Origin of the sequence: Nocardia brasiliensis ATCC 700358, assembly GCF_000250675.2 — a bacterium.
In the GTDB taxonomy this organism is placed as follows: Bacteria; Actinomycetota; Actinomycetes; order Mycobacteriales; family Mycobacteriaceae; genus Nocardia; species Nocardia brasiliensis_B.
In genome coordinates this window covers 1,229,732-1,243,966 of sequence record NC_018681.1, presented here as the reverse complement: position 1 = coordinate 1,243,966, position 14,235 = coordinate 1,229,732, and the positions used below count along the sequence as shown (strand labels likewise).

15 protein-coding genes are annotated in these 14,235 nt (G+C 68.0%); 4 read left to right on the top strand and 11 right to left on the bottom strand.

Going from position 1 to position 14,235, the window contains the following annotated elements:
- Together O3I_RS05395 and O3I_RS05390 are read right to left on the bottom strand one after the other, a co-directional pair.
- Positions 1 to 618, bottom strand: coding sequence for a TetR family transcriptional regulator (locus tag O3I_RS05395; protein WP_014981884.1), 618 nt, complete (start codon positions 616 to 618; stop codon positions 1 to 3).
- Entirely contained in the window at positions 608 to 2,170 is a 1,563-nt protein-coding gene (locus O3I_RS05390) for a DHA2 family efflux MFS transporter permease subunit (protein WP_014981883.1), read from the bottom strand. Before O3I_RS05390 ends, O3I_RS05395 begins: the two co-directional genes overlap by 11 nt.
- A gap of 122 nt (positions 2,171 to 2,292) precedes the next feature.
- Here O3I_RS05390 and O3I_RS05385 point away from each other — a divergent pair, with 122 nt between their 5' ends.
- A complete protein-coding gene (locus tag O3I_RS05385) occupies positions 2,293 to 3,582 on the top strand; it encodes a D-alanyl-D-alanine carboxypeptidase family protein (protein WP_014981882.1) in 1,290 nt (429 codons plus the stop codon).
- Between the two features lie 37 nt (positions 3,583 to 3,619).
- On the opposite strand, the gene yhjD is transcribed toward O3I_RS05385, so the two are convergent.
- The 3 genes from yhjD to O3I_RS05370 are packed head-to-tail and all read right to left on the bottom strand — an operon-like array spanning position 3,620 to position 6,667.
- On the bottom strand, positions 3,620 to 4,642 hold the full coding sequence (gene yhjD, locus O3I_RS05380) for an inner membrane protein YhjD (RefSeq protein ID WP_014981881.1): 1,023 nt from the start codon (positions 4,640 to 4,642) through the stop codon (positions 3,620 to 3,622).
- 39 nt (positions 4,643 to 4,681) lie between these two features.
- A complete protein-coding gene (gene trpS / locus O3I_RS05375) occupies positions 4,682 to 5,713 on the bottom strand; it encodes a tryptophan--tRNA ligase (RefSeq protein WP_014981880.1) in 1,032 nt (343 codons plus the stop codon).
- 21 nt (positions 5,714 to 5,734) lie between these two features.
- Entirely contained in the window at positions 5,735 to 6,667 is a 933-nt protein-coding gene (locus O3I_RS05370; RefSeq protein WP_014981879.1) for an oxygenase MpaB family protein, read from the bottom strand.
- A 98-nt stretch (positions 6,668 to 6,765) separates the two neighbouring features.
- Here O3I_RS05370 and O3I_RS05365 point away from each other — a divergent pair, with 98 nt between their 5' ends.
- Positions 6,766 to 7,395, top strand: coding sequence for a TetR/AcrR family transcriptional regulator (locus tag O3I_RS05365; RefSeq protein ID WP_014981878.1), 630 nt, complete (start codon positions 6,766 to 6,768; stop codon positions 7,393 to 7,395).
- A 10-nt stretch (positions 7,396 to 7,405) separates the two neighbouring features.
- Here O3I_RS05365 and O3I_RS05360 read toward each other — a convergent pair whose 3' ends face one another.
- Genes O3I_RS05360 through O3I_RS05350 form a run of 3 tightly spaced genes read right to left on the bottom strand, consistent with a single transcriptional unit; the run spans position 7,406 to position 9,107 of the window.
- The gene (locus tag O3I_RS05360) at positions 7,406 to 7,903 is read right to left on the bottom strand and encodes a barstar family protein (protein ID WP_014981877.1); all 498 of its coding nucleotides are present in this window, start codon (positions 7,901 to 7,903) and stop codon (positions 7,406 to 7,408) included.
- Complete coding sequence (locus O3I_RS05355; RefSeq protein WP_014981876.1) at positions 7,903 to 8,391, bottom strand: ribonuclease domain-containing protein; 489 nt, start codon at positions 8,389 to 8,391, stop codon at positions 7,903 to 7,905. The genes O3I_RS05360 and O3I_RS05355 overlap by 1 nt, the downstream gene beginning before the upstream one ends.
- On the bottom strand, positions 8,388 to 9,107 hold the full coding sequence (locus tag O3I_RS05350; protein ID WP_237748348.1) for an exodeoxyribonuclease III: 720 nt from the start codon (positions 9,105 to 9,107) through the stop codon (positions 8,388 to 8,390). The genes O3I_RS05355 and O3I_RS05350 overlap by 4 nt, the downstream gene beginning before the upstream one ends.
- Before the next feature lie 122 nt (positions 9,108 to 9,229).
- On the opposite strand from O3I_RS05350, the gene O3I_RS05345 reads away from it, so the two are divergent.
- Positions 9,230 to 10,141, top strand: coding sequence for an alpha/beta fold hydrolase (locus O3I_RS05345; RefSeq protein ID WP_014981874.1), 912 nt, complete (start codon positions 9,230 to 9,232; stop codon positions 10,139 to 10,141).
- Positions 10,142 to 10,227: 86 nt separating this feature from the next.
- On the top strand, positions 10,228 to 10,884 hold the full coding sequence (locus O3I_RS05340; RefSeq protein ID WP_014981873.1) for a family 25 glycosyl transferase: 657 nt from the start codon (positions 10,228 to 10,230) through the stop codon (positions 10,882 to 10,884).
- A gap of 190 nt (positions 10,885 to 11,074) precedes the next feature.
- Here O3I_RS05340 and O3I_RS05335 read toward each other — a convergent pair whose 3' ends face one another.
- The 3 genes from O3I_RS05335 to O3I_RS05325 all read right to left on the bottom strand — a co-directional run bounded on the left by O3I_RS05335 (position 11,075) and on the right by O3I_RS05325 (position 14,208).
- Positions 11,075 to 11,926, bottom strand: a complete 852-nt coding sequence (locus O3I_RS05335) for an alpha/beta fold hydrolase (RefSeq protein ID WP_014981872.1) — start codon at positions 11,924 to 11,926, stop codon at positions 11,075 to 11,077.
- 116 nt (positions 11,927 to 12,042) lie between these two features.
- The gene (locus tag O3I_RS05330; RefSeq protein WP_014981871.1) at positions 12,043 to 13,302 is read right to left on the bottom strand and encodes an acyl-CoA dehydrogenase family protein; all 1,260 of its coding nucleotides are present in this window, start codon (positions 13,300 to 13,302) and stop codon (positions 12,043 to 12,045) included.
- Between the two features lie 27 nt (positions 13,303 to 13,329).
- Positions 13,330 to 14,208 (bottom strand): SDR family oxidoreductase, encoded by an 879-nt coding sequence (locus tag O3I_RS05325; RefSeq protein ID WP_014981870.1) that lies wholly within the window; start codon positions 14,206 to 14,208, stop codon positions 13,330 to 13,332.
- Positions 14,209 to 14,235: the final 27 nt, after the last annotated feature.

Genomic DNA, 14,235 nt, shown 5'->3' with positions numbered 1-14,235 from the left:
CTACTTCCCGGAACGGTCCCGCCCCAGCGGCAGGCCCGCTTCGAGGAACTCCATCGCTTTGGCGATGTTCTCGGCGTTGACCGGCGCGATCGTCGCGATGGCCAGCGCGATGCCCGCCAGCGCGCCGGAGAGCACCCGGACCTCGAAGTCGTCCGGGGACACCTCCAGCCGTTCGGCCAGCATGCCCGCGGAGAGTTCGATGCTGCGCAGCATCTCCTGTCCGACCGCCGAGCGCAGTTCGGGCACGTGGTACACCAGCGCCTGGCGTTCCTGCTCGAAGGCCAGTTCCGCAGCGGGCAGCGAGCCGAACACCTCGGCGATGGCGTCGCGGAACGCCTGCAGCGGCGGCACCTCCGGCGGCTGCGCCAGGAAGACCGCCTCCAGCACCGGGTCGAGGTCATCGGCGAGCACCAGCTGCTCCTTGGACGGGAAATAGCGGAAGAAGGTGCTCGGCGAGACCTCGGCCGCCGCCGCGATCTGTTCGACGGTCGTCTCGCCGTAGCCCTGCTCGCGGAACAGCCGGAACGCTTCGAGGCGAATCGTCCGGCGGGTTCGCTCCTTCTTCCGCTCCCGTAGACCGGGCACCGCGGGTTCTTCTCCGGACAGATCAACCGACATGGTTCGATTCTGACGCATCCGCCCCGACGATCACCTCCGCTCCGGCGACCGGGGGTTGCCGATCCTGCGCCGCGGCGGGCATGGCCGGTCGCGGCACGCGGATGAACACGGCGGCGAGCACCGCCGCCGTTGCGCACAGGGCCGCGCAGACCCAGAGCATCGCCGCCATGCCGCCGACGAACGCGGTCTGCACCTGGTGCAGCAGCGCGAGGTCGCCGGTCCGGTGCGCCACCGCGGCGCCGGCGTTCACCCCGTCCGAGATCGGGTCACGATTCACATCGCCCAGTTCCGAACGGTAGCGGGTGGCCAGCACGGTGCCGAGGATCGCGACGCCGATGGTGCCGCCCGCTTGGCGCAGGGCCTGGATCAACGCGGACCCGGACCCGGAGCGCTCGGCGGAGAGTCCGCCCATCGCCAAGCCCATGGCGGTCGGCATGGCCAGTCCCATGCCGGCGCCGAGCAGGGTCAGCCACAGCGCGGTGAAACCGTAGCCGCTGTCCACGGTGGTCAGCCCGCCGAGTGCGAGTGCGACGGCGAGCAGGCCGAAGCCCACGGCGAGCACCGTGCGGGTGCCGAGTTTCGGCAACGCCTTGTCGACCACCCGGCTGCCGACCAGCAGGCCGCCGATCAGCGGCAGCAGCCGCAGCCCACTGCCGAGCGCGTCGACGCCGAGCACCGCCTGGAAGTACTGCGGCACGGTGAAGAACATGCCGAACATCGCGAAGTTGACGACGATGGAAAGTACGGTGCCCCAGCGGAATCCGGCGTTGCCGAACAAGCCGAGATCGATCAGCGGATGCGCGGTCCTGCGCTGCCACAGCACGAACGCACCGAGCAGCAGCACCCCGGCGCCGACGCTGCCCCACGCCGCCCCGTTGCCCCAGCCGAACTCACCGATCCGAATGAAACCGTAGGTGAGGCCCAGCATGCCCGCGGCCGACAGCACGACACCGGGCACGTCCAGCCGGTAGCGCTGTGCGCTGCGGGAGTCCGGCACCAGGGCGAGTACCGCGAGCACACCGATGATCACCATCGGCACATTGATCAGGAACACCGAACCCCACCAGAAGTTCCGCAGCAACCAGCCGCCCACGATCGGCCCGAGCGGCAGGCCGAGCGCGGTCGAGGTCACCCAGACGGTGAGCGCACGCTGCCGTTCGCCCGGCTCGGGAAACAGCGAGGGCAGCACTGCCATGGACAGCGGGATCATCGCCGCGGCCGCCACGCCGAGCACCACTCGCCCGGCGATCAGCTCGCCCGCCGAGGTCGCGAAGGCGCACGCGAGCGAGGCCGCGCCGAACAAGAGCAGGGCGGCGAGCAGGAACTTCTTGCGCCCGTACCGATCGCCGAGCGCGCCCGCGGGCAGCATCACCGCGGCGAGCGCGAGCGTGTACGCGCTGCTGAACCATTGCAGCGCAGCGGTATTCGCTTGCAGATCGATGGCAAGCGTGGGCAACGCCACGGTCAGCACCGTCACGTCGAGCCCGATGGTCAGCATCGCGACCGCCAGCGCGCCGAGCGCCAGCCAGCGGCGAGTCGAATCAGTCTGCACAACCCCTCCGTAAATGAGAGAAACTACTTTTTGATAGTAACTCTCATTTAGTAGCGTCTGTCGATACCCGGCCAGGACGCGTGCGCGGCCACCGCCCGCGCCGACCGTTACGCTCGCAAACGATGAAGATCCGGGAGTCGCGCCGCCGCGCCACACTTCGCCTCGGTTCCGCGCTGGCCGCACTGGCCGTCACCGCGGGCTTGGCCGCCGTACCGTCGTTCGCCGCGCCGACGAGCACGACGACGACACCGTTCAGCACGCCCAATACCGACGGGTGCCCGCAGAAGACCAGCCCGCCCCCGCCGATCGACCAGTCCGAGGTGCCGCGGCCCGGGCAGTCGGCGCCGACCGCGCTGCCCGTCCCCGTCCCACCCGTCGGCGGCAGCAGGCTCGGCGAATGCGGACTGGTGCTGCCCAAGGGCGCACCCGCTGTGCCGCAGGATATTTCGGCCACCGCCTGGCAGGTGTCGGACCTGGACACCGGCGAGGTCCTGGTCGCCAAGGACCCGCACGGCCGGTATCGGCCGGCCAGCACCATCAAGGTGCTGCTCGCCACCATCGCGCTGCGCACCCTCGACCTGAACAAGGTGGTGACCGGCACCGAGGACGACGCGAACGCCGACGGCACCCGGGTCGGCATCGGCCCCGGCGGCCGCTACACCAACCGTCAGCTCATGCAGGCCCTGATCATGGCGTCCGGCAACGACGCGGCCCATGCCATCGCCACCCAGCTGGGCGGCGAGGAGGCCACCGTCGCCAAGATGAACGAGCTGGCGAAGTCGTTGCACGCCTTGGACACTCGCGCGGCCAGCCCGTCCGGGCTGGACGGCCCCGGCATGAGCACGTCCGCCTACGACCTGTCCGTGCTCTTCCGGGAGGCCATGACGATCCCGCTGTTCGCCGAACTCATCCACACCGAACAGGTCGATTTCCCCGGTTATCCCGCGAACCCGAAGATCCCCGACGACAAGGACCATCCCGGCTTCCCGATCGGCAACGACAATCACCTGCTCTACGACTACGAGGGCGCCCTCGGCGGCAAAACCGGTTTCACCGACGACGCCAGGCAGACCTTCGTCGCCGCCGCCGAGCGCGACGGCCGCCGGCTCGTCGTCACCCTGCTCAAAGCCGATGTCCGGCCGCTACGCCCCACCGATCAAGCCGCCCGCCTGCTCGACTACGGCTTCGCCCTGCCCCGCGGTACCAGCATCGGCACACTGCCCAGCGCCACCCCCGACCAGTCGAAAACCGGTGCCGCCCTGGCCTCCCCGCCGCCTCGCGACACGGCCCCCCAGGCAGACTCCGCTCCCGGCGACTCTCACGGACCCGACCGTACCGTCTGGATAGTGGGCGGCACCATTCTGGTCCTCGCCCTGCTCCTGGGCGCCCGCCGCCTCAATCGCCGCAGATAGCAAGGCTTTTCAGAGCAGCAGGACAACGACGGTCGAGTCAGGGACGGCGGCGCAGGCCCGAAAGCGCCAGGGCCGCAAGGGCTCCCGCACCGAAGAAGGTCGCGCCCGCGCCGACGGACAGTTCCCGGGCGGAAACCCGGGGCGCGATCACAGCGGCGGGTGGCGGCGGGATATCGGCGTCGCGGTCGTTGTCGGAGGCGGTGGCGGCCCACGCGGTGGCGAACAGGACGATGCGGTAGGTGATGTAGCTGAAGACCATCAGGCCGATGATCGAGCCGAACGCCGCGCCGGCCGGGCTGGACAGCACGGTGCGCAGGTAGATCGAGGCGACGAACTTGAAGACCTCGAAGACCAGGGCGGCCAGCGCCGCCGCCTTCGCGGCACTCTTCAACGTGACCGGCTCGCGCGGCAGCCGCGCGATCATCCAGGCGAACACCGCCCAGGACGCGAGAAAACCGAGGAAGATCGAGACCAGTGCCAACAGCAGCCGCGCGCCCGGCAGGTGCGAAAGGCCGAGGCTGATCAGCAGCCGAGCCCCGAGGGTGCTGGACGCGAGTGCGGAAAGACCAAGAGAGACAACGAAAGCCAAGCCGAGTCCGAGCAGCGCGCCGAGATCGGACAGTTTCGCCAGGAACCAGTTCTGCTCCTCGCTCTTCTGCTCCCACTGTTCGGTGAGCGCCGCGCGCAGGTTCGCCATCCAGCCGAGCCCGGTGTAGAGCCCGGCCAGCAGACCGATGACGCCGACCGTGCCGCGGGAGTCGACGGCCTTGTCGACCAGCTCGTTCAGCTGGGTGCCGAGCTCGCCGGGAATGTTGTCGACGATCTTGGCCTGCAGCTCGCCGAGCAGATCGGGATTGCTCGTCAGCACGAAGCCCGCGATCGCGAAGGCGACCATCAGCAACGGAAACAGCGACAGCACGGTGAAATACGTGATGCCCGCGGCGTAGTAGTCACCGCGCTGCCGTTGATACCGTCCGCCCGCTCGCACCAAATGGTCGAGCCACGGCCGCTTCTGGATCCGTCGTTCGATCCCGGCCTGGATGTTGTCGATCACCTGCACCAGTTCGCCCCTTCAGGAGTGATCTCGCAGGTGCCGCCACTAGCGGGTCAGCAGACCCACTCGGTCGTATACCTGTGCGAGGGTGTTGCCGGCGATCTCTCGCGCACGCTCGGCACCGGCGGCGAGGATGCGGTCGAGTTCGCCCTGATCCGACAAATACTCTTGCACCTTCGCCTGCAATGGCGTGACAAATTCGACCAGCGCGTCGGCCACATCCGCTTTCAGGTCGCCGTAGCCCTTGCCCGCGTAATCCTTTTCGAGCGTCACGATCGGCGTGCCGGTCACCGAACTGAGGATCACCAGCAGGTTGCTGACGCCCGGCTTGTGCTCGACGTCGTAGCGGATCTCGCGCTCGGTGTCGGTGACCGCGGAACGCACCTTCTTGGCGGTGATCTTCGGGTCGTCCAGCAGGTTGATCAGCCCGGCGTCGGAGGACGCCGACTTGCTCATCTTCGCCGTCGGATCCTGCAGGTCGTAGATCTTGGCCGTGCCCTTCACGATATGCGCCTCGGGCACCACGAAGGTCTTCTTGAACCGGGTGTTGAAGCGCTGCGCCAGGTTTCGGGTCAGTTCGAGATGCTGGCGCTGATCCTCACCGACCGGCACCTGATGCGGACGGTAGAGCAGGATGTCCGACGCCATCAGCACCGGATAGGTGAACAGGCCGACGGAGGCGTTGTCCGAGCCCTGTTTGGCCGACTTGTCCTTGAACTGGGTCATCCGGCTCGCCTCGCCGAACCCGGTGATGCAGCTGAGCACCCAGGCCAGTTCGGCGTGCTCGGGCACCTGGCTCTGCACGAACAACGTCGACTTCTTCGGGTCGATGCCGACAGCGAGCAGCTGCGCGGCGGCACCCCTGGTCTGCGCCCGCAGCGCCTTCGGGTCCTGCGGCACGGTGATCGCGTGCAGGTTCGGGATGAAGTACAGCGAGTCGTAATCGTCCTGCATGGACACCCAGTACTGCAGCGCCCCAAGGTAGTTGCCGAGATGGAACGAGGAACTGGTGGGCTGGATCCCGGAAAGGACCCGCTGCTTGCGTTCAGCGGCCGGGGTTTCTGCAGGAACGGACATACCCCGATCTTTCCATGCCCCTCAAGCGGAATTCCGCTGCACCCAGTTGCGTGGATCGATGCCCGGCATACTCGGTCGCCCGGTGCGCAGCAGGCGACGTTCACGCTGGGAAACCAGCTTGTAGACCGGCGCGCTCGGCCCGGCCAGCGTGCCGCGCAGCACCGGCGGCGCCAGCGGCAACGCGACATGCGCCGTACGCACGGCCTGCGCGAGCGCCCGGTACGCGCCCTGCTCGGCAATCCCCCACCGCATGCCGTACATCTCGCGGATCCGCGGCGGCAGGCTGCCCTGCACCAGCAGGAAGAAGGCGGAGGTGACCTGCTGCAACGGCATCCGCTGCGGATACGGCACCCGCTGCCCGGCCAGGTACGAGCCGACCAACCGCGCCTCGTCGGTGAGGAACAGTTCATCCGAGGCGAGGTAGGCGTCGAACGACGCGCGGAACTCGCGGTAGGTGGCGGGCGCGGCCGCGGGCGGCATCCCGAACAGTTCGGCCCAGCGGACATAGTCCTGGTAGAGGCCCTCGCGTTCGCCGTCGGTCAGGGTGCGGACCAGCAGGTCGTACATCACCTCGGCCGAGTCGAAGGTGAACGCCATCGTCAGGTACATCAGGTGCGGATCGTCGGCCGAATATCCGGTGCCCGCCGGATGATGGGCCCCGGCGTCCTCGGGCAGCACGCCCCGCACCGTGGCGTGCTTCTTCTTGGTGAACTCCAATGCCCGGTCTGCCTCCGCCTTGCTGCCGAGAAAGACCGCCTCGAACAGGTGACCGGTGAGTGCGAGCCTGGTGTAGGGCGTCATCCGGTGCTCGGTGTGCTCGGCGGTGCCGACGTAGAGCAGTGGCTGCACCGCACCGACAACCAGGGCGCGCTGGCCATAGGTCAGGCCGACCGCCCGCTTGCGCATCACCCGCCGGGCCATCGAGTGGTCGCTGAAATAGCCGGGTTCGGACATCACTGCCTCCTCATCGAGACCATCTGGCAATAGCATCCGCCAGATCTGCAATTCTGGCAAGAGGCTATGCCAGAATGGGCCGTGCCAGAATCGGAGTCGTGACTCGTAGCTATGGCGGGGTCTCCGCGACGGAGCGCAAAGCCCAGCGGCGCACGGCACTGCTCGATGCCGCACTGGAGATCATCGGCACCCAGGGGCTGGCCAAACTGACCGTTTCGGGGCTCTGCGCCCGAGCCGGACTCAACGAGCGGTACTACTACGAGAGTTTCGACAGTCGCGACGCCGTGCTGACCGCCCTGATCGACGCCATCGCCGAGGAACTCGCGAGCGTGATCGTCGCGGCGGTCGGCGCCGCGCCGAAGGATTCCCGAGGCACCGCACACGCCGCGATCGCCGCGGGCATCCACCTGCTCACCGACGATCCGCGCAAGGCCAAGGTCGCGCTCGTCGCGGGTATGGCGACGCCGGAACTGCGGGCCCGCACCACCGAAACGGTGCGGTTGTTCGCCGGGATGGTCGCGGCCGAAGGCATCGACTTCTACGGCATCGACGATCCGGCCGCGGATCCGGCGATCGCGTTCCGGGCGAACTACCTGGTCGGCGGTTTGGTGCAGACGCTGACCGCCTGGCTACAGGGTGAGTTGCCGATCAGCCGGGACGAACTGATCGAGCACACCACCGACGTATTCGTCCTGCTCGGCGAGGACCTGGCACACCGCCTGAGCTGACCCGGCGGAGTCAGAGTTGCACCGAAACGTCCTGCAACCCGGTCGATCCGCCCTGCAGCACCACCCGGAACAGAATGCCCTTACCCGACCAGTATTCGGCGGCATCGCGAATCGCCGAGCCGAACCAGGCCCGCTCGTCCGGTTCGTCGGCCAGCAGCTGTGCCGAATCACGGATCACCACCACGTATCCGGTCGCGTCGCCGACGAAATCGTCCAGATCGCGCAGACATTCGTCGAACGCGTCCTTGTTCTCGCCGAAGTAGTACGGGAACTGCAACGCGGCGGCGATCTCGTCGAAAACCCGTGCGACCGACCGCATCTTCGGCCCGCGCAGCTCACGCACCGCGAAACCGGAAGGCGCGCGGTAGCGCACACTGCTCAGCTCGGCCGCATCGACGGCCGTCGCGCCCAGCGCCGTCCGCGGCGGCAGCGGGGCGATCGACGGGACCCCCGCGTCGGCGGCGACGGGACGAGCAAGGAACTGCGACAACGTGACTGACTCGGTCATCAACGCATCCTCGTGAAGGTTTTGTAATGGTCCCCGGTGTACCAGGCCGCACCGTCACTTCCGGTGACGATGCGTTCTGCGTCCCGATTCCGGTTGCGCTGCTTGGGATTGACGTCCCACTCCTGATAGGTGATCGGTGTGCCGGACGCGTCGGTGGCGGGCAGATCGCCGCCGCGATTCATCCAGCGGTCGCCGCCCTTGGTGCCCGGCGCGTTCGCCGAATCCGGCCAGCGACCCGCGTCGATCTCGCGCAGGGTGGCGTACGCGCGATCGGGCACGCCCGGTGCACGGCTGGCCGACGGAGGTGCTTCCGGTGTCCGCTGAGCATTCCCGGCCGGTGCGCCGGCGCTCGGCGTGGCGCGGGTGGTGGTGGCCCCCGCGGCCCGGTCGTCACCGCCGCGGGTTGCCAGCACCGCGGCCACGATCAGCACCAGCGCCACCGCGCCGAGCGCGACCGCCGCACGAATCGCCTTCGGCGACAGGTTCATCGGTACTGCACCGTGACCGGTGCGTGATCGGACCAGCGCTGGTCGTACGCGGCGGCCCGCTCCACCACGGCCTGCTTGGCGCGGGTCGCGAGCTCGCCGCGGGCCAGCTGGTAATCGATCCGCCAGCCGGTGTCGTTGTCGAAAGCGCGGCCACGGTAGGACCACCAGCTGTACGGGCCTTCGACGCCGGGATGCAGCTTGCGCACCACATCGACGTATCCCGCGGCGAGCAACTGATCGATCCAGGCGCGCTCGTCCGGCAGGAAGCCCGCCGACTTCAGGTTGCCCTTCCAGTTCTTCAGATCCAGTTCGGTGTGCGCGATGTTCCAGTCACCGCTCACCACGAACTCGCCGGTGCGCGTGGTCAGGTAGGCGCCGAGTTCGGCCAGGTACCGGTACTTTTCGTCCTGGCGCGGGGTACCTGCGTCGCCCGAGTGCACGTACACACTCGCCACGGTGACGTCGCCGAAGTCGGCCTCGAGGTAACGGCCCGAAGCGTCGAATTCGCTGCTGCCGAAGCCGATTCGGACCGCGTGCGGCTCCCGGCGGGACAGGATCGCGACCCCGGCGCGGCCCTTGGATTCCGGCTCGGCATTGGCCAGCCACCAGCCCTCGGCCAGCGCAGGCGCCAACGCCGCTCTGGTCTGCTCGTCGGTCGCCCGGACCTCCTGGACGCAGACGATGTCGGCCTCGGTGGCGGCGAGCCAGGCCAGCATGCCTTTGCCCGCGGCAGCGCGGACGCCGTTTACGTTCACACTCGAAATGATGTAGGCCACCGAACGACCGTACAATGCTGGTCAGATGAATTCCTTCGGACACCGCCGTCCAGGAAAGGGTGATGACGATGCCGTCTGACACCTCCAAGCCCACCGCCGGCGCGAAGCGCCCCGCGCGCCCGCCGGCCGCCGCCAAGCAGGCTCCGGCAATGCCCAAGGCCGTCAAGGCTTTACACCTGGGCTCCGGCGACCCGCTGCTCCTGCTGCACGGCTTCATGATGTCGCCGCACTGCTGGGAGCAGACGGCGACGCGGCTGTCGATCCAGTGCGAGGTGTACGCGCCCGCCTTCGCGGGCCACTGGGGTGGCGAGGAGGCCGACGGGTGGTCGGTCAACGTGCATACCCTCGCGGACCGCATCGAGGACCAACTGGACGACCTCGGCTGGCGCACCTGCCACATCGCGGGTAACTCGCTCGGCGGATGGGTCGGAGTCGAACTCGCCCGGCGCGGGCGGGCCCGCACACTCACCCTCATCGCGCCGGCTGGCGGCTGGCACGTCCCTTCGATCACCCACCTGCGGATCAACCTGAAGTTCCTCTCGCTGGTCCCGGTCGTCGAAATCGGCAAGCGGCTGGGCGGTTTCGCGATCAACAATCCGATCGCGCAGCGGCTGGCGTTGCTCCCGCTGAGCAAAAACGCGTCGGCGGTGTCCCGGGCCGACGCCGCGGCGTGCATCATGGCGGCGCTGCACTGCCCGACGATGATCCCGTTCCTCGTCGCCGGGCTGCGCGGGCCGGGACAGGAAGACCTGTCCACCCTCACCACGCCGGTCCGGCTGCTGCTCGCCGAATACGACCGGGTGATCCCCAATCGCGTGTACGCCCGTCGGTACTTGAAAGAGCTGCCCGACTCCGCCGATCGCATCGTCGTGCACGGGGTCGGGCACGTCCCGATGCTCGAAGCCCCCGACCGGATCGCCACCCTGATCGCCGAGCACGTCTACGCCAGCCGCAACCGGCTCCGCGCAGTCTGAACGACCGGATATCCACAGGTAGCGAAGTTGTCCCCAGATCGGAGAAAGATCTCGATCGTGCTCGCGCCCGGACTTAGTCTCGTGGCATGGGGAGCCAGCACACCGACCGAACCTTCCATCAACTGCGTGGCGACGTCTACGGACTGTACGACGTGGCCCAGGGGATCAAGGACGACGTGATCAAGTGCGACCGCGTGGTCCGAGACGTCCACCTTCGCCTAGGACGGCTGGGGCGAACCTCCGGACGCCAATTCGGTCTACTGCTCACCGCCCAGCATGAACACGGACACCGTCTGGACCGCGTGGAGTCCCACCTCCGCGATCTCACCACCGGTCTCGACAAACTCGCGCCACTACCAGCACAGGTCAGCACCCTCACAACCCAAGTCAACGAACTCACCGGCCGGGTCGACCAACTCACCAACCGGGTCGACCAACTCACCAACCGGGTCGACCAACTCACCAACCGGGTCGACCAACTCACTGGCGGGTTCGACCAACTCACCAACCAAGTCGGCGAACTCACCAGCCGCGTTGACCAACTCACGAACCAGGTCGGTGAACTCGCCGCTTTACCTGCACGATTCGTCACGCTCGAGACTCAGATGGGCAATCTGCAAGCGCAGGTAAATCAACTCGAGGGGACCATCCATCAGAACTCCCGGACCCTCGACACCGTCCTCGAACTCCTGCGCAAACAGCAACCCGCACGACGCAGGGACGAACTCGAACCTCCATTCTGAAACCAACGACCCGTTCCATTCGGACGAGCCCGATGTGCGGTGCAGCGGACCGGCCCGATGCACCGCAGATCAGAGCGGTTTTCGCAGGTCGACAATGTGGTCGACGTGCCCGGTAGCGACGGCTAGCGTTGCGCCCCATGGGAATCGCCGAGCTCCAGCACTACGACTTCGCAGTCGACTGAGGGCGGGGTCAGGAGGCGGCGGTTGATTGGGGGGTGGCGGGGAAGTGGAGGAGGAGGTGGGCGATCTGGTCGGGGGCGTCGAGTTGGGGGCAGTGGCCTAGGCCGGGGAGGGGGACGAACTCGCTGTGCGGGAGGAGGGCGTGCAGGGTGCGGGCGGCGGTGATCGGGATGATGCGGTCTTTGGTGCCGTGGGCGATGAGGACGGGGCAGGTGAGGGCGAGGGGGCCGTGGCCGGTGGGATGTTCGCGGGCGTAGCGGACGGCGTCACGACCGCGTGCGGCGACAGCAGCCATGTCGGGGATCGAACGGACTGCGCTGCTGAGGAATTCGGGGGTGGCGGCGAACCCGGGGCCGTAGACGAAGGTGGCGACGGCACGGTGCACACCCCAGCGCACCACCGAAGCCGGAACAGGCAGCACAGCGAGGAGGCGGAACAACAGCCGGTACTCACGCAATCGGCCGACCCGGGCCAGCCAATGCCGAGCCAGCAGCGGCTCGTCCAAGGCGACCACGGCGACGACCTCGTCAGCCGAATGCCGGGCGGCGGCATGCAGCGCGGTGGCCGCGCCGAGCGAGTTGCCGACCACGGTCAACGGACCGTGCTCGGCGATGATCGCATCGACGAACGCATCGAACTGCGGGGTCAACGCACCGGGCCGACGCCGATCCGCCAGGCCGAAACCCGGCAGGTCGACGGCGAACGCCGCACGCCCGGCGACGGCGAGCGCGGTGAGCACCCCGCGCCAGGTGTCGGCACTGTCCGCATACCCGTGTAGCAGCAGCATCGGCGGGCCCGCACCCGCGACGGAAAGCACCCGGGTCCGGACTCCGCCGTAGCGCGCGGTGGATTCGGTGATCATGGCCGATGCCCTTCACGAGCGGCGCACCTCGAAAAGGTGCAGGGACAACGGCGTTGCAACGGCACAGCACGTTCGGAGCGCACACGCCGTTGTCGTGCGCCCCGAACGACGAGCTGTCAGGCCAGCAGACCCTTGGCGATGTGGGTCACCTGGATCTCGTTGCTGCCCGCGTAGATCATCAGCGACTTCGCGTCGCGCGCAAGCTGTTCCACGCGGTACTCGGTCATGTACCCGTTACCGCCGAACAACTGGACCGCCTCCATGGCGACCTCGGTGGCCGCCTCGGACGCGTACAGCTTCATGGCCGAGGCCTCGGCCAGTGTCGGCGGTTTGCCGGCCCGGCCCCGTTCCAGCGTGTTGAACACCATGTTCTGCACGTTGATCCGCGCGATCTCCATCTTGGCCAGCTTGAGCTGCACCAGCTGGAACCGCCCGATCTCCTGGCCCCAGAGCTTGCGGCTCTTGGCGTATTCCAGGCAGAGCCGGTGGCATTCGTTGATGATGCCCAACGCCATGAATGCGACGCCGACCCGTTCCGCGGTGAAGCTGGAACGGGCACTCTCCCGGCCGTCACCGCCCTTGTGCTCCTCGGTTTCCCCGAGCAGCCGGTCCCGGCCGAGGCGGACGTTGTCGAAGAACAGTTCACCGGTCGGCGAGGCGTGCAAGCCCATTTTCTTGAACGGCTTGCCCTGGGTGAGGCCCTCCATGCCCTTGTCCAGCACGAAGGTCAGCACCTTGCGCTCGCGCTTGTCGGCGCCGTCACCCTCGTCGAGCTTGGCGTAGACGATCATCACGTCGGCGAAGGGACCGTTGGTGATGAAGGTCTTCTGCCCGTTGAGCAGGTAGTCCTCGCCGTCGCGTTTGACGTAGGTCTTCATGCCGCCGAACGCGTCGGACCCCGAGTCGGGCTCCGTGATAGCCCACGCCGCAACCTTTTTCATGGTCACGATGTCGGTGAGCCAGCGCTGTTTCTGCGCCAGCGTGCCCCGCGACATGATGGTGGTGGCGCCGAGACCGATGCTGACGCCGAGCGCGGTGACCACGCCCATGCAGACACCGGACAGCTCGCCGATGAGCACCGCCATCAGCGATTCCTGCCCGGCGAACGGGCTACCGCCGGCGGACTTGTCCTTCTTCTCCGGCTTCGGCTCGCCCGCCGCGATGGCCGCTTCTCTCGCCTCCTGCTTGGCGAGCAGCTTGGTCACCGCTTCCTCACCCATCGCGTCGATCCCGAACTCGCTGAACAGCTTCCGGATGATCGGGTACGGCGACAGCTCGCCGCTGTCCAGGGCGTCCAGGTTGGGCCGGATCTCCTTGTCGATGAACGTCCGCACGGCGTCGCGGATCAGCAGATCGGTCTCGGACCATTCGAACATCGTTGTTCTCCTAACGTTGCGGCGAGCTCAGGGCAGCCGGGCGGAGATGTCGTCGATCAGCCAGGGCCCTTCGGTCTCGATCGTCTTCACATCGTGCCAACCGGCCAGCTCGGAAATGGCGCCGCCCTGCACCGCGAACACCTTGCCGGTGATCGGGCACTTGTCCGAGGCCAGGTAGGCCACCAGCGGCGAGATGTTGGCGGGGCTGAAGGCATCGAAGCCGCCCTCCGCCACCTCGTCGGCCTCGGCGGCCATCATCGCGCCCATGCCCGGCGTGGCGAGGGTGAGCCTGGTGCGCGCGATCGGCGCGATGGCGTTGACCCGCACGCCGTAACGGGCGAGTTCGTCGGCCGCGACGAGAGTCAGCGCGGCGATCCCCGCCTTGGCCGCGCCGTAGTTGCCCTGACCGGCGTTGGGCACCGTGGTGCCGGACGCGGAGGCGGTGTTGATCACCGCCGCGTTGGGCTGGTTGCCCGCCTTGCTCTGGTCTTTCCAGTAGGCGGCGGCGTGGTGCAGCACGGCGGCGTGGCCTTTGAGGTGCACCGCGATCACCGCGTCCCATTGCGCTTCGTCCATGCCCGCGATGAACGCGTCGCGCAGGATGCCCGCGTTGTTGACCACGATGTCGAGCCCGCCGAGCTCGGCGACGGCCTGGTCGACCACCCGCTTGGCGCCGTCCCAGGTGGCGATGTTGTCGGTGTTGGCCACCGCCTTACCGCCCGCGGCGACGATCTCGTTCGCGACCTCTTGCGCGGGCGTGGTGTCGGTACCCTCGCCCTCGTTGCTGCCGCCGAGGTCGTTGACGACCACCGCAGCGCCTTCCCGGGCGAACAGCAGGGCGTGCTCGCGGCCGATGCCGCGCCCGGCGCCGGTGATGATGGCTACTCGACCTTCGAGTGCACCCATCGATGTCTCCTCTTCCTGAAGTCTGTG